The sequence below is a fragment of the Stetteria hydrogenophila genome (assembly GCF_054657575.1).
In genome coordinates, this window is sequence record NZ_BAAHYL010000002.1 from 143,449 (window position 1) to 162,011 (window position 18,563).

At 65.8% G+C, this 18,563-nt stretch carries 16 protein-coding genes and 1 rRNA gene; 8 read left to right on the top strand and 9 right to left on the bottom strand.

Going from position 1 to position 18,563, the window contains the following annotated elements:
• Positions 1-161: 161 nt before the first annotated feature.
• Positions 162-281 (bottom strand): 5S ribosomal RNA (gene rrf, locus ACYQ3J_RS04155).
• A gap of 326 nt (positions 282-607) precedes the next feature.
• Complete coding sequence (gene metG, locus ACYQ3J_RS04160) at positions 608-943, bottom strand: methionine--tRNA ligase subunit beta (protein ID WP_460125053.1); 336 nt, start codon at positions 941-943, stop codon at positions 608-610.
• 211 nt (positions 944-1,154) lie between these two features.
• On the opposite strand from metG, the gene pheS reads away from it, so the two are divergent.
• Genes pheS through ACYQ3J_RS04175 form a run of 3 tightly spaced genes read left to right on the top strand, consistent with a single transcriptional unit; the run spans position 1,155 to position 5,373 of the window.
• Positions 1,155-2,648, top strand: coding sequence for a phenylalanine--tRNA ligase subunit alpha (gene pheS / locus ACYQ3J_RS04165; RefSeq protein ID WP_460125056.1), 1,494 nt, complete (start codon positions 1,155-1,157; stop codon positions 2,646-2,648).
• A 12-nt stretch (positions 2,649-2,660) separates the two neighbouring features.
• Positions 2,661-4,337 (top strand): phenylalanine--tRNA ligase subunit beta, encoded by a 1,677-nt coding sequence (gene pheT / locus ACYQ3J_RS04170; RefSeq protein ID WP_460125059.1) that lies wholly within the window; start codon positions 2,661-2,663, stop codon positions 4,335-4,337.
• Between the two features lie 7 nt (positions 4,338-4,344).
• Entirely contained in the window at positions 4,345-5,373 is a 1,029-nt protein-coding gene (locus tag ACYQ3J_RS04175; RefSeq protein ID WP_460125061.1) for a class I SAM-dependent methyltransferase, read from the top strand.
• Here ACYQ3J_RS04175 and ACYQ3J_RS04180 read toward each other — a convergent pair.
• Positions 5,323-5,832, bottom strand: coding sequence for a DUF371 domain-containing protein (locus ACYQ3J_RS04180; RefSeq protein WP_460125063.1), 510 nt, complete (start codon positions 5,830-5,832; stop codon positions 5,323-5,325). The genes ACYQ3J_RS04175 and ACYQ3J_RS04180 overlap by 51 nt on opposite strands.
• Positions 5,833-5,877: 45 nt before the next feature.
• On the opposite strand from ACYQ3J_RS04180, the gene ACYQ3J_RS04185 reads away from it, so the two are divergent.
• Both ACYQ3J_RS04185 and ACYQ3J_RS04190 read left to right on the top strand, forming a co-directional pair.
• The gene (locus ACYQ3J_RS04185; RefSeq protein WP_460125067.1) at positions 5,878-6,588 is read left to right on the top strand and encodes a protein-L-isoaspartate(D-aspartate) O-methyltransferase; all 711 of its coding nucleotides are present in this window, start codon (positions 5,878-5,880) and stop codon (positions 6,586-6,588) included.
• A 71-nt stretch (positions 6,589-6,659) separates the two neighbouring features.
• Positions 6,660-7,031: a hypothetical protein gene (locus tag ACYQ3J_RS04190; RefSeq protein ID WP_460125070.1), complete on the top strand. Its 372-nt coding sequence runs from the start codon at positions 6,660-6,662 to the stop codon at positions 7,029-7,031.
• Positions 7,032-7,050: 19 nt separating this feature from the next.
• Here the strand turns inward: ACYQ3J_RS04190 and ACYQ3J_RS04195 are convergent, their stop codons facing one another.
• The 6 genes from ACYQ3J_RS04195 to ACYQ3J_RS04220 all read right to left on the bottom strand — a co-directional run bounded on the left by ACYQ3J_RS04195 (position 7,051) and on the right by ACYQ3J_RS04220 (position 13,290).
• A complete protein-coding gene (locus tag ACYQ3J_RS04195) occupies positions 7,051-7,380 on the bottom strand; it encodes a transcriptional regulator (protein ID WP_460125072.1) in 330 nt (109 codons plus the stop codon).
• A gap of 97 nt (positions 7,381-7,477) precedes the next feature.
• Entirely contained in the window at positions 7,478-8,062 is a 585-nt protein-coding gene (locus ACYQ3J_RS04200; protein WP_460125075.1) for an NUDIX domain-containing protein, read from the bottom strand.
• Positions 8,063-8,163: 101 nt separating this feature from the next.
• Positions 8,164-11,085: a leucine--tRNA ligase gene (gene leuS, locus ACYQ3J_RS04205; protein ID WP_460125078.1), complete on the bottom strand. Its 2,922-nt coding sequence runs from the start codon at positions 11,083-11,085 to the stop codon at positions 8,164-8,166.
• 73 nt (positions 11,086-11,158) lie between these two features.
• Positions 11,159-11,572 (bottom strand): hypothetical protein, encoded by a 414-nt coding sequence (locus tag ACYQ3J_RS04210; protein WP_460125080.1) that lies wholly within the window; start codon positions 11,570-11,572, stop codon positions 11,159-11,161.
• A complete protein-coding gene (locus tag ACYQ3J_RS04215) occupies positions 11,573-12,154 on the bottom strand; it encodes a metallophosphoesterase family protein (protein WP_460125083.1) in 582 nt (193 codons plus the stop codon).
• Positions 12,151-13,290, bottom strand: a complete 1,140-nt coding sequence (locus ACYQ3J_RS04220) for a DUF763 domain-containing protein (RefSeq protein WP_460125085.1) — start codon at positions 13,288-13,290, stop codon at positions 12,151-12,153. Before ACYQ3J_RS04220 ends, ACYQ3J_RS04215 begins: the two co-directional genes overlap by 4 nt.
• Before the next feature lie 87 nt (positions 13,291-13,377).
• Between ACYQ3J_RS04220 and ACYQ3J_RS04225 the strand changes: the two genes are divergently transcribed.
• From ACYQ3J_RS04225 to ACYQ3J_RS04235, 3 genes are all read left to right on the top strand, one after another.
• Positions 13,378-13,893 (top strand): class I SAM-dependent methyltransferase, encoded by a 516-nt coding sequence (locus ACYQ3J_RS04225; RefSeq protein ID WP_460125087.1) that lies wholly within the window; start codon positions 13,378-13,380, stop codon positions 13,891-13,893.
• Positions 13,894-14,011: 118 nt separating this feature from the next.
• Positions 14,012-15,352 (top strand): glycosyltransferase family 2 protein, encoded by a 1,341-nt coding sequence (locus tag ACYQ3J_RS04230; protein ID WP_460125089.1) that lies wholly within the window; start codon positions 14,012-14,014, stop codon positions 15,350-15,352.
• Between the two features lie 195 nt (positions 15,353-15,547).
• A complete protein-coding gene (locus tag ACYQ3J_RS04235; RefSeq protein ID WP_460125091.1) occupies positions 15,548-18,451 on the top strand; it encodes a DNA-directed DNA polymerase I in 2,904 nt (967 codons plus the stop codon).
• Positions 18,452-18,563 lie beyond the last annotated feature (112 nt).

The following is an 18,563-nucleotide window of genomic DNA, read 5'->3' on the forward strand; positions in this document are numbered from 1 at the left end:
CCCCCAACCCCTCGCAGCGGTGAAGGGGCCTCGCTGCTCTCATCAAAGGCTGGAACGCCCCGCGGGCGTTTTAAAGGAACACGTCCACATGAACGCGCCCACGAATCGCCCAGTAGCCGAGAGAAGCTAGCGAACCCCCGAGGCGTGGAGGATGTGGCGCCCGGTCCCGGCTTGGGGGGCCTGCGGGGCCTCTCGGACCCCACGGGCACCCCCAACGCGGCCGGCTTAACTTCCGGGTTCGATACGAGTCCGGGTGTTGCCCGGCCGCTATGGCCGGGCCGGGCGTGTAACCCAGTCCCCCAGGCCCGGGTCTTATAAAGCTTTCCCTCGCCCCGGGGGCGGTTCAGCCGCAGGGAACCGGTCATCCCGAGCCCTCACGGTCTCCCTAGGTGTTGGCTCTTCACTACCACCCTCCACGGGATCCCCCCGGGCGGCCAGCCGTTATAGGGCCGCTCCCCCTTGGGGCGTGAGCCGCCAGGATCCCGGGGGGCGCCTGCCCTTGGGGCCTGGCGGTGGCTGGCCTCGACGCCTCGAAGCCGAAGGGGGAATCCTGGGCGTCGCCGAGCGCGTGGAGGACTCGCGGCCCCCGCTAGGGGCTGGGGGGGTGCTAGCACACCTTCTCGCCAGGCTTCGCCTCCCCCTCGACGGTGACGAGGGCTGGCTTGGAGTCCTCCCCGCAGGCGGCTAGTATCATCCCCTGGCTCTCTAGGCCCATCATCTTCTTCGGCTTCAGGTTGGCGACCACCACCACGTACTTCCCGACGAGCTCCTCGGGGCTGTACCACTTGGCGAGGCCGGCGAGTATCTGCCTCTTCTCGCTCCCGAGGTCCACGATTAGCTTGATCAGCTTCCTGCTGCCCTTGACCCGCTCGGCCGAGAGCACTTTTCCGACCCTCAAGTCGACCTTCGCGAAGTCCTCGTAGTCTATGAGCCCGCCGGTCAAACCCGTTCACCTCCGGGTGGTGGCGAGTCACTCTATCGACGCCGTTGCCCTGGTTAAAACGGTTCGCCGCCCCGGCCGCGGCGGGGCGGGGCCGCCTGCGCCGACCTCGACGTCACAACCTATATCTACGCCCCGTAGGCGCCGGGTTTTACGGGGAAGCCAGCCCGGGAAGGGATTCCCTGGGTGCTTTAGTGTATGGGGTGCCAGGGTCTTGGCTGAACCCAGGATCGTCGTGAGCGACGGCGAGTACCGCCTGCTCAAGAAGATGAAGGAGAAGGGGTTCAGGGAGGGCACCGTTAAGGAGGCCGCCAGGATCCTGGGCGTGCCGGAGTCCACGATTGAGAGCCTCGCCAGCCTCCTCTCCTCGAAGAACCTACTCTCGGTGGAGACGAGGAGCGTGAAGAGGTACAGGCTCACGGAGAGGGGCGAGGAGGCGCTGCGCAGGGGCCTCCCGGAGGAGGAGCTCCTAGCAGTCATCGAGGAGCACGGGGGCGCCGCGCCGGTCGAGGAGGCCTCCAGGAGGCTCGGGGGGCAGAGGCTCGCGGCTGCGATGAGGGGGCTAGCCGGGCTCGTGAGGGTCTCGAGCAGGGACGGAGTGAAGGTCGTGGAGGCCACGGGGGACCTCGGGGAGGCTAGGAGGAGGATTGAGAGGCTGAAGAGGGTCCTCGCCGAGGTCGCGGGCGGCAAGGAGCCCTCGGACCGCGAGGCGCTGGCCGAGCTGCTAAAGCGCAGGCTCGTCGCGGAGGAGGAGTTGAGGGAGAAGAGGATCCGCCTCCTCGGCGACCCGGAGAGTATCCTAAGCCACGTCGTCGCCAGCACGGGCAGGATAACCTCCTCCATGCTGGCCGACGGCTCGTGGTCGAGGGTCCACCTGGCCAGGTACGACGTTCGAGCCGAGCCCCCCAGGGTCTACCCCGCGCGGCTCCACTTCCTCCAGGAGTTCATAGAGGAGATCAGGGACATAATGAAGGAGATGGGGTTCACCGAGGTCAAGGGCCCCCTCGTGGAGGTCGAGCTGTTCAACTTCGACCTACTCTTCCAGCCCCAGGACCACCCGGCGAGGGAGATCCACGACACCCTCAGGCCTAAGCTCCCGCCTGTGAGCTTCGAGGAGAAGCTCGCAGACATGGCAAGGAGGGTTAGGAGGGTCCACGAGAGGGGCTGGGGCTACAAGTGGAGCGCCGAGGCCGCCGGGAGGAGGGTGATGAGGAGCCAGATGACGAGCGTGAGCGCCAGGCTAATCTCTGGCATGATCTACGGCGAGCCCCCCGCGGAGCCGATGAGGTTCTTCAGCATAGGCAGGGTGTTCAGGCGGGACCCGGCGGACGCCAGGCACCTGCCCGAGTTCCACCAGCTCGACGGGGTGGAGGGGTGGAGCGGCTACACCTTCAGGGACCTCCTGGGCACCCTCAAGGAGTTCGCGGAGAGGGTGGGGCTCGAGGTCAAGTTCAAGCCCGCCTACTTCCCCTTCACCGAGCCGAGCGTGGAGGGCTACGCCAGGCTCCCCGACGGCAGGTGGATAGAGCTATTCGGAGCCGGCCTCTTCAGGCCCGAGGTGCTCGAGATGGCTGGACTCGACTACCCCGTGGGCGCTTGGGGCATGGGGATCGAGAGGCTCGCAGCCGCCTACTACGGGGTACCCGATATTAGGAAGCTCTACACCCGCGACGTCTCGGAGATCAAGGCCTTCAGGGTCCGGCTGTGAGGTTTTGAAGCCATGCCGGTGATCAGGGTTAGGAAGCAGAGGCTCTCCACGCTCGTCGGCGGCATACCGGAGGAGGAGTTGAAGGAGGCGCTCTTCAACCTCAAGGCCGAGGTGGAGGAGGAGGGGGAGTACTACGCGATCGAAGTGAACCCGGACAGGCCCGACATGTACATAGGCGAGGGGATAGCGAGGGCACTCAAGGGCTTCCTCGGCGAGGAGCTGGGCTACGAGAAGCCCCCGGTCGTGGAGGGCAACGTGGTCCTCAAGGTCTTCGACGTGCCGTCGAGGCCCTACGTCGCCGCGGCGGTGGTGAAGAACGTCAACATTGACGAGGCCTTCCTAGAGGAGCTGATCCAGTTCCAGGAGAAGCTCCACGACGGCATCGGTAGGAAGAGGAGGAAGGTGGCCATAGGCCTCCACGACTTCGACAAGCTGCAGAGCCTGGCGGGCGGGGGGCCCGTCGAGGTGGAGTACAAGTTCCTCCCCGTCGACAGCGTGGTCTTCGCCCCCCTGGGGAGCGAGAGGGAGGTCAAGGCCTCGGAGGTGCTCGCGTCCAGCAAGCAGGGGAGGGAGTACGGGGGGATCTCGCTGAGGGAGGGCAGGCACCCCTTCCTGCTCGTGGGGGGCAAGGTCATATCGATGCCGCCAGTGATTAACGCCAACTACACCGCCCTCGAGCCCGGGACGTCCCACGTCTTCATAGACGTGACGGGCACCGACGCCGCCCTGGTCTCGAAGACCCTCGACTTGATAGTTTCGAACCTCGCCGAGAGGCCGGGCGCGGTGGTGAGCGAGGTAATCGTCGCCCCCGGAGGCGCCGAGGAGGCCTCAGTGGTCTACCCCAGGCTGGAGACCAAGAGCCTGGAGCTCCCCGTGAGCGAGGCCTCCCGCATCCTCGGCTTCAAAGTCGAGGCCGAGGAGGTTGAGGAGCTGCTGCTCCGCGCCAGGCACCAGGCCGAGGCGATAAGCGGCGAGCTGGTCGAGGTCGAGGTCCCCCCGTTCCGCGTCGACGTCCTGGGCACGATAGACCTCATCGAGGACATAGCGATGATGAGGGGGATAGGGAGCATCGAGCCGAGGTACGAGCCCCCAAGGCTCAGGGGGAGCGTGCTGCCGGAGGTGAGGCTCACCAGGCAGCTCCGCCTCCTCGCGCTAGGCCTCGGGTTCACCGAGGTCCTCCAACTCATCCTCACCAGCCCGAGGGTGGTGAAGGCGATCGGCATGGAGGGCGTGGCGGTTACGCTGGAGAACCCCGTGCAGGAGGAGTACAGCGTCCTCAGGCCCAGCATCGCGGCGACGCTGCTCCAGACGCTCGCCGCGAACCAGCACGCCGAGAAGCCTGTCAAGGTGTTCGAGGTGGGCGAGGTCGTCTACAAGTCCGGCGAGTCAGTCGAGGAGGACCTGAGGCTCGGCCTCGCAGTCATGGATGACTCGGTCAGCTTCGAGGACGTGCAGGCCCCGGTCTACGCTATCCTCAGGGTGCTCGGCGTCAGCTTCACGGCGGAGCCCTTCGAGTCCCCCCTCTTCATCCCCGGCCGCGCCGCTGCGCTGGTGAACCCCGGCGTCGGCGAGTTCGCCTGGCTGGGGGATGTGAACCCCGGGATCCTCACCGGTCTAGGCTTCAAGTACCCCGTGGCTCTAGCGGAGATCTCGATCGGCAAGCTGGCCAGGATAGTCTTCAGCCGGTGAGCGCCGCGTGCCCGAGTCGCCCTGCGCCTCAGTCGACCCGCGCGATGCGGAGAGGGCGAGGAGGATCCTGGCGGCGAGGGGGCTGCTGGCTAGGGGCCTGAAGCCGGGGAGGGCGGGGGGCAGGATCCTTTTCCCCGTCACTAGCCTGGGGGAGGCGCTGGAGGCGCTGAGGGAGGCCGGGATCCCGGCGGAGCCGTGCACCGCCTCCTTCCAGGAGGCCCGCAGGGGGCCGCCCAGCCCCAGGGAGCAGGGGCTCCCCGGCTACTGGCTGGTGGGCGACATACTGGTCTTCAACCCCAGGGAGGGCGTCAGCCTCGACAGGCTGAGGGCATACGCCGGGGAGCTCGTGGCGAGGGGCGTGGCGGGGGCGGCGTGGCTCAAGGTGGGGACCCACGGCCCCTACAGGCTCCCCAGGCTGGTCCACCTCGCGGGGGAGGAGAGGACCGAGACCACCGCCAGGGAGTACGGGCTACGCTTCAGGGTCGACGTGGCCAGGGCGTACTACAACCCGCGCCTCTCCTTCGAGCACAGGAGGGTGGCGGAGCAGGCGAGGGACGGGGAGAGGGTGCTCGACATGTTCACAGGCGTCGGCGGGTTCGCGGTGCACATAGCCCACCTCAGGGCGGCCCGCGTGCTCGCCGTCGACATAAACCCCCACGCAGTCCGCCTCGCGGCGTGGAACGTGTGCGCCAACAAGCTGCGGGGCACAGTCGCCCTGGCGAGGGCCGACGCCAGGCTCCTCCCCTCGGTGCTGGAGCCGGTCTTCGACAGGGTGGTGATGAACCACCCCACGGGGAGCCTGGGCTTCATCCGGGAGGCCTGCAGCCTCGCCACCCCCAGGGGGGCCGCGGTGCTCCACGTCTACACGCTAGCCTCCGAGCCCTCCCAGGCCGCCTCCGCGGTGGCCGAGCGCCTGGAGGGGGCCGGCTGCAGAGCCATCGGGGAGCCGAAGGCGCGGGAGGTGCTGGAGTACTCCCCGAGGCAGTCAATCTACGCCGTCGACGTCGAGGTTGAGCGGCGCGATGGCGACGGTTAACTCTGCCCCGCGCCGGAGCGCCTCAACCAGCCCCCTCTCGATCCCCCTCGCCGCCTTGCTAGCCCTCACCATCACCGTCTCGGGGCCCACGTAGGTGCTCCTCCGGAACACCATCCTAACCGGGTCGCTCAGCGTCATCCTGGGATCCCCCCACCCCGCCACGGCGTCGACGAAGCCGCCGGCGCTGAGCACCGCCACCACCGGCCCCCCGGATCGGAGCCACTCCTTGAGCCACCCCGGCAGGTCGGCTGCAGCGGCCTCGGAGGAGACGCCCACGATGCAGTCCCCCCTCTCAGTGAGGTAGTCCTCCTTAGTCACCTCGAACGTGGTCCTGTGGAGGGCTCTAACGTTCACGTGCCCCCGAGCCTTGAACACGAACCAGCGGCCCTCGACAACCCGGGCTAAGCCAGGCCACCCCCTCCCGGCTGGCCCGGGGGGCGGGGTGGGTGGCCCGCGCATAAAACAAGGCACCCGAGCACCTACCGGAGTCGTGGCGCGCTAGTGTTGCCTGAGAGGTGCCTGGGGGTGCCCCTCGACTTCGCGGAGGCGCGTAGGAGGCTCGTGGAGGAGCTGAAGGCTATGGGCTACATTAGGAGCTGGAAGGTGGAGAGGGCTATGCTGAAGGTGCCAAGGGAGGAGTTCGTCCCCGAAGACCTGAGGCTCTACGCGTACGAGGACAGGCCCCTGCCCATAGGCTACGGCCAGACTATTAGCGCGCCGAGCATCGTGGCCTACATGACTGAACTCCTGGACCCCGACGTCGGCCACAAGGTGCTGGAGGTCGGGACGGGGAGCGGGTACCAGGCGGCGGTGCTGGCCGAGATAGTAGCGCCCGAGGACGCCCCGAGGGAGGAGTGGGGGCACGTGTGGAGCATTGAGAGGATCCCCGAGCTGGCGGAGTTCGCGCGGAGGAACCTGGAGCGGACGGGCTACGCTGACAGGGTCACGGTGGTGGTCGGGGACGGGACCCTCGGCCTGCCCGAGGAGGCCCCCTTCGACAGGATAATCGTGACAGCCGCCGCCCCCAGGATCCCCGAGCCGCTCCTGGACCAGCTCAAGCCCGGGGGCAGGCTGGTGGCCCCCGTGGGCGACAGGTGGGCTCAGGACCTCGTGCTCGCTGTTAAGAACGAGTCCGGGGAGGTGGAGGAGGTGCGCACGATACCCGTCATCTTCGTCCCGCTCGTCGGCAGGTACGGCTTCAGGGAGGAGGGCTAGGGGCGCGGCGTTCGGGTTAATGTTCGGGTAAAAGAGCCGCCGCGGCAAGCGGTAATGCGAGGTGCCCGCTGTTGAGCGAGGTCGAGAAGGCGGTCGCCGTCCGGGTCAGCAGCCTCGCCGACCTAGCGAGGCTCGCAATCGTCCCCGCCGCCCGCTACATCGTGATGCCCGTCTACAGGTTCAAGTGGAACGGCAGGGTGATCTACATGGTCCACATGAGCTTCAAGGACTACTACAAGAAGTACGGGATCCCCCTGATCTACTACTACTCCAGGAGCGCTGAGGAGGACGAGCCGGAGGAGAAGGCCAAGTACATACTGATCAAGGTGGACGACACGGGCGAGAGGGTCGAGATCTCAAACTCGACTAAGACAGGGTACGTCTCGATACCCATCGTGAACCTCGCCGAGAAGCCGGCCTTCGTGCCGGATGATCTCCAGTAAGCCCGGCTCCCCCAGGCGCTCATCCGCCGGTGCCCGCGGCAGCCTCCTCGCCCGCGGCCTCGCCGGAGGCGCTCGGCGTTTTTGCGTGGGTCAACACTGCACTCTCCACGATGTCCCGGAGGGTTACGCCCTCTGCAGCCAGCTCTAGTAGCCTCTCGCCCGCCACGCTCACCCTGTAAACCTTGTAGCTCCCCCTAGCGTAGAGCGGCTCCACGAGCCCAAGCTCCTCGAGGCACTTAACCACGGCTAACACTTTGTACCTGGGCAGCCTCGACGCCGCAGCCACGTCCCCAGGCCCGGCGGCGCCGAGCTCCGAGAAAACCCTCAACACCTCGACCAGCAGCTGCAACCCCAGCCACCCCTCCAGGGGCCACTCACAACCTTCCCGGGCGGCGCTGAGTAGGGGGGAGACCCGATAATACCCGCCCGGCGCGGGGGGCTGGGCTTTAGGCCTGCCCGCCGCCATCCCCCTGGGTCGCGTGCTTGGCTTCTCCCTTCCCGTTGGCCCCAGCCCTGCTCCAGGGCGTGTAGAACCTGACGGCGCAGCCGCTGCTCCCGTTGAGGGTGTTTATGTAGCTCAGCGACTCCTCTAGGAAGACTAGGAACCTGAACCTGTCGTAGTTAGGGTGGTCCTCGGCAAGGAACTCCAGGAGGGGTTCGGGCCAGAAGGAGCCCTTGAGCTCGTCTATAGTCCTCCACTCGAAGAATATACTCCTCTCCTTCCACCTCAGGGTGCCGGACGAGTCGCACTTGAATATGAAGAGGAGGTCGTGCTTGAACCTGCCCTTCTTGTGGCCGACGTACTCCACGATGTAGACCAGGCTCTTCGGGAAGGCGTCGAGCCCAGCCTCCTCCTTAATCTCCCTCACGGCGCAGAACGGGATGGTCTCGTCGAACTCGAGCCTCCCGCCGGGGAGACTGTAGAGGCCATCCTTATCCCTCTGCACAAGGATCCTGTCGCCCTCCACTATCAGGCATCGAGACCGCAGCGTTACGGGCCTGAACCTGCGGCGCATTACAAGCTGCCCCATCAATCTACCCTCAGGGCGCCTCCAAAAATTAGGTTGCCCCAGCCAGAGCGCCGCCCCAGCGAGAGGGGCCGGCGGAAGCGGCGCGGAGGGGGTTGAAGGGTTTACTCCGCGTAGAGGGCTGGCTTCCCCGGGAGCGCCTGGCTCTTCTTCGGCGCGTCGCTCTCCTCCTCCCTCTCCACCACTACTTCGACCTTGAGCTCCCTCGAGAGGAAGCCCGCCGCCTCCCTGAGCGCCTTCTCCTCGAGGCTCCTGTCCACGAGCCTCGAGAGCACCTCGGGGAACCTCGTTATCAGCGGCACCAGCCGGCCGGCCCTGCGCCTCTCGCTCGGGGGGAGGGATTCGATGGCCTCCCTCACGGCGTCCCTGAGGGGGGCCCCGCTCCTCCTCTTCTCGGCGATGAGCGTTAGGAGCCTGTACTTCCACTCCTCGGCCACCACCACCCTGAGCCTCCTGGCGTTCTTGGCGAACCTGAGCACCTCCCTGGCGTCGTCTAGGACGCTCCTCACTATCTCCTCGGCCCTCTCCACCTCCGGCCTTATCTTGGACTCATCCGCGACCGGCCAGGGGGCCACGGAGGCGAAGCCCTTCTTCCCAATCGCCTCCCAAGCCTCCTCCGCGGTGTGGGGGGCGAAGGGGGCTATCATGAGTGTGACCGCCTCGACGAACCTCTTCAGCGCGTCCCTGTGGGGGGACCCGGCCCTCCTCAGGTACCACCTGTACTGGGCTTGGAGGTCGTAGAAGGCCTTCACGAGCGCGGTCTTGTACTCCAGCCTCTCCATGTGCTCGGTTACCTCCTTAATCGTCCTCTCGAGGACGCTCTCGAACCAGTCGTCCACCGAGAGCCTCTCCGTCCTGCCCTTCCCGTAGTTCTCCCTAGCGAACCTGATCCAGCCGAGGAGGTCCTCCACCGCCTTGTCGGCGACCGCGGCCTCGAAGTTGGCGTCGTCGAGGCCTGGGTCGGCGCCCGCTAATATCTCGGCCCACCTAGTGGCGTCGGCGCCCCACCAGTCGAGCGCCTGCCTTAGGAGTATGAAGTTGCCCTTCGACTTGCTCATCCTCTCGCCGCCCACGAGGATCCAGCCGTTGACCCCGATGCCCCTCGGCCAGTGCTCCCTCGGGAAGATGGCGACGTGGTGGAATATGAAGAAGACTAGGTGGTTGGGTATGAGGTCCTTCCCACTGATCCTGAGGTCGACGGGGTACCAGTACGTGAACTCCTCCCTCATAGCCTTCAGCAGCTCCACGGGGATCCCAGTCCTCCTAGACACCTCCACGGGGTCGCCCTTGCCGAGGAGGACGTAGTCGAAGACCTCCGGCTTCAGCTGCTCGGGCTTGATCCCGTAGACCTCCGGGTGCTGGAGGTACTTGGCGAGCGTGTAGTAGGCCATGTAGATCGTGGAGTCGCTCAGGCTCTCGATCACCCACTCGGGATCCCAGGGGAGGGGGGTGCCGAGCTCCCCCTTGTGGGTGAAGGCCCAGTCCCTGTACCAGTCCACGAGCCTGTGGAACTCCCCCCTAATCTCCTCCGGGTAGAACCTCATCGAGTCTATGGCCTCGTGCGCCAGCTTCTTCCACTCCGGCTTGCTGTAGAGGAGGAACCACTGGTCCGACACTATCTTCACGTGGGTCCTCGCGCCGCACCTGCAGTAGACGGGCCTGGGGAGGGTATAGACCTTCACCGCCGCGCCCTCGCCCACGAGCCACTCGGTTATCTCATCCTTAGCCTCGGACACCCTCCTCCCGGCCCACCGGCCGGCAGCCTCGGTTAGGACGCCCGTGTGGTACTCCTTGGCGTAGATCTCTTTAGTCGCCTCCTCCAGCTTCTCCCTCTCCTCCTGGCTCCTCACGCCCCTCCTTTCCACCGCGTCCCTCGCAGGCACCTCGCTGTAGCCCTCAACCCTGATCAGGGGCTTGGGCTCGATGCCCCTCACCAGCTCCGCGCTGAGCCCGTACGCCCCGAGCGCCTCAGGCCTCTCCTTGAGGTCCCTGAGGGCGACGTAGTCGAAGGGGGCATGGGCTGGCACGCTCATTACCACGCCCGTCCCCAGCTCCGGGTCAACGAAGCTCGCGGGGAGCACCGGCACGAGCTCGCCCGTCACTGGGTTCCTAGCCATCCTCCCGAGGAGGCTCCTCCCGCTAACCCTGCCCTTCACCCTGACCTCGTGCTTCTGGTCCGCGAGCTCCCCGGCCATGTACTCGTTGAGCACCCAGTCCTCGCCGTCGACCTCGGCTATGAGGTACTCCGCTTCGGGGTGGACCCAGAGGTTGGTCACGCCGAAGACTGTCTCGGGCCTGTAGGTGAGCGCGGGGTAGACGAGCCCGTCCTCCCCCCGGAATTTTATTATCACCGCCTCCTCCGGGCTTATCCCGGCGTACTCGTCTGGCCTGTCGTGGTCCCCGACCACCTTCTGCTCCTTGGGGCACCAGACCACGGGGTGCTCCCCCTTGCCCACGAGCCCCTTCTCCCTGAGCTTGAGGTACTGCCACTCGATGAACTTGCTGTAGTAGGGGTTGAGCTTGGTTGTGAAGAACTCCCTCCTCCAGTCGATGCTCATCCCGTACCTCTCGAGGTCCCTCCTCCACCCCTTGCTGAAGAAGTAGACCCAGTAGGTGGGATCCCTGAACTTGGGGATCTCCTCGTCGCTGACCCCCATCTCCCTGAGCGCTCTTATGATCTTCTCGTCCCCCTCCCGGAGCCTGAGGGCCGCGGCGACTATCGGGCTCCCTGTGGCGTGCCAGCCCTGGGCGAAGAGCACGTTGTACCCGCGCATCCTCTTGTACCTAGCCGTCACGTCGACGCGGAGAATGGTGAAGGCGCCGCCCAGGTGGGGGTAGGCGTTGACGTAGGGGTAGGGGAAGGTTACGAAGAACTTAGGCCTCCCCGGGTCGGGGTCGGCTTCGAAGAGCCTCGCCTCCCGCCAGCGGGCCTGCCACTTCTCCTCAATCCTCTTAATCTCCTCAACCAGGCTGGGGTCGACGCGGGGCCTCACGGCCTCCCTAGCCTTGGAAGCTCCCCCGCTCAAGGTGCATAACCACCGCTTGCCCGATGCAAACGCCGAGGAAGCGGTGTGGGCCGGGCGGGGGTTTAAACGGCCCCTACTCCTCCTCGAGCCTGGCCTCGAGGGCGTCGTAGGCGTCTAGTATGCCCTCACGCGTCTTCCTCTCGACCTTGATTCCCTCGCGCTCGAGCCTCGAGGCTGCAAAGTCGATTATGCGAATCATCTCCTCCATAGCCTCCTCCACCGCCTCCCTCGGGTCCTCGCCTTCGTCGAGGAGGCTGTCAATGTACTCCCCGATCTCGCTGCCAACCTTTAACTCGGCGACTGCGCGCCCCTCCTCCACCCTCAGCTCGACGGTGATGGGGGCCTCGGGGTGCTTGATGATTAACACCTCGCCTGGCGTCTCAACCTTCAAACCGTAGCGGACGGCGACCGACTTCACTTCCTCGACGGCTTTGCCCAGCTCCATGGCTCCAAGCCTCCGCGCGGTAGGCTTTGACCGCCTCCGCATTTAAACCCTAAGGTGTGTCACCTTCACGTCTCCGTCCAGCTCCACAACTGCGTAGTAGCCGCTCTTGAGGGGCCCGGCGTTAACTACGATCGTGTCGCCCACGCGCCCCACGCCCCTGGCCTCGTGGATGTGGCCGCAGAGGTGGACCCTCGGCTTCAGCTCCTCGATGAGTTCCTTAACCTCCTCCAGGCCGGCGTGGATGCCGGTGAACACCCTGTCCACAACCCCCCTAGGGGGGTGGTGAGTGACGAGCACGTCAACGGGGCCGCTCGCCTTCGACCTGAGCATGCTTATGCTCGTCAGGGGGTCGAGGCCCCCCGCCCCGGCGATTTTAAGGCCTTCGACCTCCACCACCTCGCCGTCTATGAGGATCCCCGCTTCCCTGAGGATCCTGGTGATCCCCGCGTGGTCCATGTTGCCGGTGACCGCCACCGCCTTGACCCCGGCGTCTACGAGCGCCCTCGCGGAGTCCTCGCACTCAAAGTCCCCGGAGGCCACGACTAGGTCGTAGCTCTCCGACTCGAGGACCCTCACGAGGTTCTCGGTGGCGCAGTGCACGTCGCTCACGTGGAGTATCCTCAAGGCTCCACCCCCAGCCTTGCCCGGAGGAAGTGCCTCAGCCTGCTGAGGGCCCTTAACTTGTCTTTCTCCCCGAGCCTGGCGGACTCTACGGCCTCCTCGATCAGCCTCGCCGCCATCACGGCGGTCTTGGGGTCGAACCTCCTCGGCACGCCGTCCTTGCCCCCGACGGCGTAGGCGTAGAGGTAGGGGTTGAGGGGGTGGGTCACGGGGTCGCTCGTGCCCGTGGGGATGGAGTAGACTAGGTCCGCTATGAGCGCGAGTGCCCTCACGAGCACCGGGCCCAGGCGGGGTGCTAGGGCTAGCTCCACCTCGCTCGTGGGGTTGAACTTGTAGACCTCCTCAACCGCCTTGACGAGCCTCCTGTCGGGCCTCACGGGCCTGTAGGTGTAGGCCCTCTCCGCGGGCCTGGGGGTGGCGGTGCCTGCGAGGTACTCGTCGAGCCCCCTCAACCCCCGGGCCTTCCTGTAGGCCTCCCAGAGCAGCCTCTCAAACCTCCTGGGCCCCTCCGAGACTATGTCGAGGTACGCCCTCCTCGCCTCCCTGCTCTCCCTCCCCGTGGCGTTCAGGATCGCCCGCCCGGGGATCCCGGCTACGCCTGAGTGCGGCTCCTCCAGGTCCTGCCTCGCCACGTGGTAGCGCCTGGCTAGCCTCGCCTCCGTGTTCATGCCCTGCTGGACCACGAGCAGGAGGCCGCCCTCGCCTACGATGACTGCGTGATGGTAGAGATCGTAGCCGTCCTGGACTAGGGCAGAGTCGATCCTCGCGGCGAGCTTGCTGAACCTCACCACCTCCCCGGGGTCGGCGCCAAGCCTCTCGGCGAGCCCCGCCTCCTCGGGGACGGAGCGCATCGCCCTACCCTTGCCGCCGAGGACTAGGAAGCCGTAGTCGCCCTCCCTACTCACCTCCCTGAGGATCCCGGTGAGCACCGTCGTGCTCCCGCTGCTATCCCAGTCCATCCCAATCACGTTGTTGAATGCCTGGAACCACACCGGGTCCGAGAGGCCCTCGACTAGCGCTCGGGGCCCCCTGACCTCCACGATATACTCCACGATAGCCTTGGCGAGCCTCTTCATGTGCCTCAGCATCCACTCCGGCACGTGGCCCCCGTGGAGGGGGAGCTCCGCGATCCCCGGCATGGCTACCCCTTCACGCCCGCCACTATACATAACCCGGGAGGGGAAGGCTTAAGTCCACGAGGCCCAGGGGAGGCGGCGGCGCCGGCTATGAGCCTGAGGGTTAGGGAGAGGTACGAGGCCACCTGCGGCGGGTACGACGAGCTGTACAGGGCCGAGCAGATGGAGAAATACGCCGCCGCCCTGAAGAGGGTGAAGCCCCGCGGCGTCGTCCTGGACGCCGGCTGCGGCACGGGGCTCCTGGCGGAGTACATGAAGGCCACGGGCCTCATGGACTACGTCGACGCGTACATCTGCCTCGACTACTCCTCCTGCATGCTAGGCATCGCGAAGTGGAGGCTCGGCCACCTCTGCCCCTCCAGGTGCGTGGTCGTGGAGGGCAACGTCGAGTCCATACCGCTGAGGGACAAGAGCGTCGACGTGACCTACTCCTTCACCGTCCTAGACCTGGTCGAGGACCTGGACGCCGCGGTGAGGGAGCTAAAGCGGGTCACGCGGGGACCCGTCGTGGCTAGCTTCATGAAGAGGCTCCCGAGGAAGGACAGGCTCATGCCCAGAGCGCGGCTCCTGGCCGTCACGCGCGTAGACGTGATCCTAGAGGTCTAGCCCTGGCTCCACCGCCCGAGCGGCGCTTAGGCGTTGACGAGCCTGCCTTAAGCCCCGCTAAGCGGCCCCCGCCCCCCGCTCGGGTTAAATCCACGGCGGCAGGCCTAGCCGCGCGGAGGTGCTGCTCCACATGAGCCCCAGCGCCGCCGGGGGCGTGTGCGTCTACGCCGTCATAGGGTTATGGGTAGTGGCGGCGCTCTCCAACACCGCCTCGGCCCTCCTGGCCCTCCTCCCAAGGAAGTCCCGGGCTCCCTCTAGGCCCGCGAGGCGCGACGTTGAATTCGTGATCGTCTCCAAGGCCAGCTCCAGGGTGCTCGGCGCGCTGGAGGAGACCATTAGGCGTGTCAGGTCCCTCTTCCCCGAGTACAAGCTCTGGGTCATCGTGGACGAGGGCTCCGAGGGCATACCCGTGCTCAGGGCGCTCTCGGCGTCGCCCGGCGCCGGGTTCCAGCTGGTAGTGGTCCCCGGGTGGTACGAAAGGGGGGCCTACAAGGCTAGGGCGCTGAACTACTTCATAGAGGAGCACGTCAGGGAGGACCGCTGGTACGTCCTACTCGACGACGACAGCTACCCCCTGGACAGGCGCTTCCTCCACGAGCTGGACGAGGGCGAGGCACTCGTCTACTCCGGCGTGCTGGCGCCCAGGAGGGGTAGGAGCCTCCTAGCGTGGCTCGCCGACGCCACCCGCTTCTACGGGGACGTGACCCGGAGCAGGTTCGCCCTGAGGAGGCTTGGGAAGCCCATCTTCGGCCTCCACGGGGACTTCCTCGTGGTCCACGGGAGCGTGCTGAAGGCCATAGGCTTCAACACCGACAGCCTCGCCGAGGACACGTGGTTCGCGGCGAGGCTTATCGAGCGCGGCGTCAGGGTGGCGCAGTCGAGCAGCCTGGTCTCGATACTGTCGCCAGGGAGCGTCGTGGACCTGTGGAGGCAGAGGGGTAGGTGGAACGTGGGCGTGCTCAGGGACATAGTTAAAGGCCGCTACCCGGCGACGCTGGCGTTCTTCAAGGGCCTCGAGGCCCTGCTCTGGCTCACGGCCCCCCTCCTGTACTTCGGCGTGCCCCTCCTGGCTAGGGGCGGCCTCCACCTCCTCCCGCCGGCGGCTCGCCTGCCCCTCGCCCTCGGAGGCGTCCTAGCGCTTCTAGCCTACACCCTCTACCCCACGCTAACAATGGGGCTGCAGGGCCTCCTACTCTCCCTGGCGGCCCTACCCCTGACGACGCTTGTGGAGGCGCTCTCCACGCTCTACTCCGCGGTGAAGCTCAGGGAGCTGCTGAGCGGGTTCATCGTGATAGATAAGAGCTTGAGCCCCGCGGGTGGGAGCCTGGAAGCCGGGCACCCGGCACCCACAACCCCAGCCCTCTACCCTCCCCTCCACGCCCGCCCGCTAGGGGACCTCCCACGCCTACCCCCACTAGGCCTCACAAGCAACCCCTCGAGCACGGCCAAGCCGGGCTGACCCACCGAGCGCCAGCCCTCCCCGCTCCCCGGCGGGCTCTCCCCACGGTCAGCCCCGAAGCCCCGGGGGGCTCCTCTGCGTAGCGCGGGCGTGCCTCGGCGAAGGAGCCGAATAGGCCGCCGTGTTAAGGGGCTCTCCGCCCAGCTCCCCCCACTAATAAGCTTCCCCTCCCCAATGCATCACAGGGCTAGAGGCTTGGGCGGGAGCCAGGACGACCTGGACAGCATCCTATCCGGGCTGCGTAGGAGGCGCAGGAGGGTTAATGTAGGCGGGAGGAGAGCGACGATACTAGACTGGCTCAAGGGCTCCCCGGGAAGCAGTGGGGGGCGGAGCAGCCGCGAGGCAGCGCCAAGCCACGCCGCCTGGGAGGCGAAGGCTGGGGGCTCCACTGAAGCCGGGAAGGCCGGAGAGGCCACGCTGGCCCGCGCCGCCAGCCGGGGGAGCGGTGCTCCAGCCCCCGGCGCCGGGGCGGGTTCGGGGGGTGCCTCCTCCACCCCCACAGAGGCCGGGGTCGACGCCGCCCTGGAGGCGAGGGGCGGGCGCTCCGCCGGGGCGTTCTCGTGGTATGACCCAACAGAGTACTACGTCGCCGAGGCCACGGGCTACCTGATGGACGTGAGGTACGAGGGCAAGCTCGGCAAGGCCGTCGCATTGATCTACGACCCCGCGAAGGGCAGGATTGTTAAGTGGGTGGACAGGACCGGCCATAGGCCCTACTTCCTCACGAACCTAAGCCCGGACGAGATAAGGGAGAGGGGCAAGAGGGTTGAGAGCCACAAATCCTTCCTCAACTACGAGGTCGTGGTCAAGTTCGACCCCATCAGGCGGGAGCGCAGGAAGTTCACCAAGGTGGTCGTAGCCGACCCCCTGGCGGTTAAAGACTTGAGGAGCCGCTTCGAGGAGCCCGACGAGGGAGCGTGGGAGGCCGACATCAAGTACCACCATAACTACATCTACGACAACAAGCTGATACCGACCATGAAGTACCGGGTCGGGGCCCGCGGGTGGGAGCCCCTAGACTGGAGCGTCAGCGAGGAGACCCGCAGAAACATCCTGAAAATCTTCAGCGACGAGGACAAACAGGTCCAGGAGACCGCGCTCGAGTGGTTCCCCATCTTCGAGCAGCCGCCCCCTGACCCGCCGATGGCTGCCTTCGACATAGAGGTGGACACGCCCGAGAGCGGCAAGGTGCCAGACCCGGATAACCCCGTGCAGCCCGTTATCAGCATAGCCCTGGTTGCCAGCGACGGGTTCAGGAAGGTCTACCTGCTCAGGAGGCCGGGGCGACAAGAGGAGAAGCCGGACGTCCCGGCTGAGGTCGAGTTCTTCGACAGTGAAATCGACTTGATCGAGTCCTTCTTCAGAGACCTGGTCAGGTACCCCGTCGTGCTCACGTTCAACGGCGACAAGTTCGACTTGCCGTACCTCTACAACAGGCTGCGCTACCTCGGAGTCAACCCCCAGCGCATACCCCTCGTCGTCCACCAGGACTACTACTCCATCGACTGGGGCGTGCACATAGACCTCCACAAGCTCTTCGGCATCAAGGCGCTGCAGGCCTACGCCTTTGGGAACAAGTACAGGGAGCTGAGCCTCGACGCCATCTCCGAGGCCCTGCTGGGAGAGAGGAAGATCGAGCTGAGCGACACGGTCTCGAACATCAGCTACTCCGAGCTCGCCAGGTACAACCTTAGGGACGCCGACCTCACGCTGAGGCTCGCAACCTTCGGGGGCAACCTGGTCTGGAACCTGATAGTCCTGCTAGCCCGTATAAGCAAGCTGGGACTCGAAGACGTCACGAGGACCCAGGTGTCGGGGTGGGTCAGGAGCCTGCTGTATTGGGAGCACAGGCGGAGGGGCTGGCTCATACCCCGCAGGCAGGACATAGCGCACTACGGTAACATTGCCAGGAGCACCGCGGTGATCAAGGATAAGAAGTACAAGGGGGCGATAGTCCTGACCCCCCCACAGGGCGTCTTCTTCAACATCATAGTCCTTGACTTCGCGAGCCTGTACCCGAGCATAATCAAGAACTGGAACCTGAGCTATGAGACAGTGAACAACCCCTTCTGCAAGGGGCCGCGGAGGAAGGTCCCCGACGTGGGCCACGAGGTCTGCATGGCCTTCCAGGGCATCACGAGCGAGATCGTGGGGCTCCTGAGGGACTTCAGGGTGAGGATTTACAAGAAGAAGGCCAAGCAGCAGGGGCTGAGCGAGGCGGAGAGGCTGTGGTACGACGTCGTCCAGTCCGCTATGAAGGTCTTCATAAACGCTAGCTACGGCGTCTTCGGGAGCGAGGCGTTCAGCCTCTACAGCCTGGCCGTCGCCGAGAGCGTCACGGCTATAGGTAGGACCGTCCTGCTCGACACCCTGAGGAAGGCTGAGGAGCTGAACCTCCACATAATCTACGGAGACACGGACAGCCTCTTCCTCTGGAACCCCAGGAGGGAGGCGATGGAGGAGCTGATAAGGTACGTTAAGGAGAAGCACGGCCTGGACCTTGAGGTGGATAAGGCCTTCAAGGTGGCGCTGTTCAGCGGGCTGAAGAAGAACTACATCGGTATCTCCGAGGATGGGAAGGTGACCGTTAAGGGCATGGTGGCTAAGAAGAGTAACACCCCCGAGTTCATCAAGAAGGAGTTCCGGAGAGTGCTGGACATCATGGCGACCGTCAGGGAGCCCGAGGACGTGTTCAAGGTCATGGTTAAGGTGAGGGACTACGTCAGGGACATCAGGATGAAGCTCAAGAAGAGGGAGTATACCCTCGACGAGCTAGCCTTCAGGGTAACCCTCACCAAGGACCCCGACGAGTACAAGAAAAACACGCCCCAGCACGTGAAGGCCGCGCTGCAGCTCAGGAAGGAGGGAGTCCCAGTGGCTAAGGGGACCATAGTCACATTCGTGAAGACCAGGGACGCCGTGGGGGTCAAGCCCGTGAGCCTCGCGAAGCTCTCGGAGGTCGACGTCTCCAAGTACTACGAGTACATCAAGACGGGCTTCGAGCAGATGCTGCTAGCCCTCGGAGTCCGCTGGGAGGAGCTGTCGGGCGTGAAGAGCCTGGAGGCCATCCTCGGAGGGCAGCAGGGGGCGCCGGCTTAACGCCTGGCTTAAAAGGACCGGAGCCCCGCCCCTGAGGCGCGGGGATGACGAGCGACTTCGGAGCTGAGGCTTAAGCCGTGAGGAGCCGTGTGAGGCCCGACCCCCTCCAGGG

Coding starts and splice junctions, on each gene's coding strand:
- pheT (WP_460125059.1), top strand. CDS start 2,661: ATGCCGGTGATCAGGGTTAGGAAGCAGAGGCTCTCCACGCTCGTCGGC.
- ACYQ3J_RS04180 (WP_460125063.1), bottom strand. CDS start 5,832: ATGCGCGGGCCACCCACCCCGCCCCCCGGGCCAGCCGGGAGGGGGTGG.
- ACYQ3J_RS04200 (WP_460125075.1), bottom strand. CDS start 8,062: ATGGGGCAGCTTGTAATGCGCCGCAGGTTCAGGCCCGTAACGCTGCGG.
- ACYQ3J_RS04210 (WP_460125080.1), bottom strand. CDS start 11,572: ATGCGGAGGCGGTCAAAGCCTACCGCGCGGAGGCTTGGAGCCATGGAG.
- ACYQ3J_RS04220 (WP_460125085.1), bottom strand. CDS start 13,290: ATGCCGGGGATCGCGGAGCTCCCCCTCCACGGGGGCCACGTGCCGGAG.
- ACYQ3J_RS04225 (WP_460125087.1), top strand. CDS start 13,378: ATGAGCCTGAGGGTTAGGGAGAGGTACGAGGCCACCTGCGGCGGGTAC.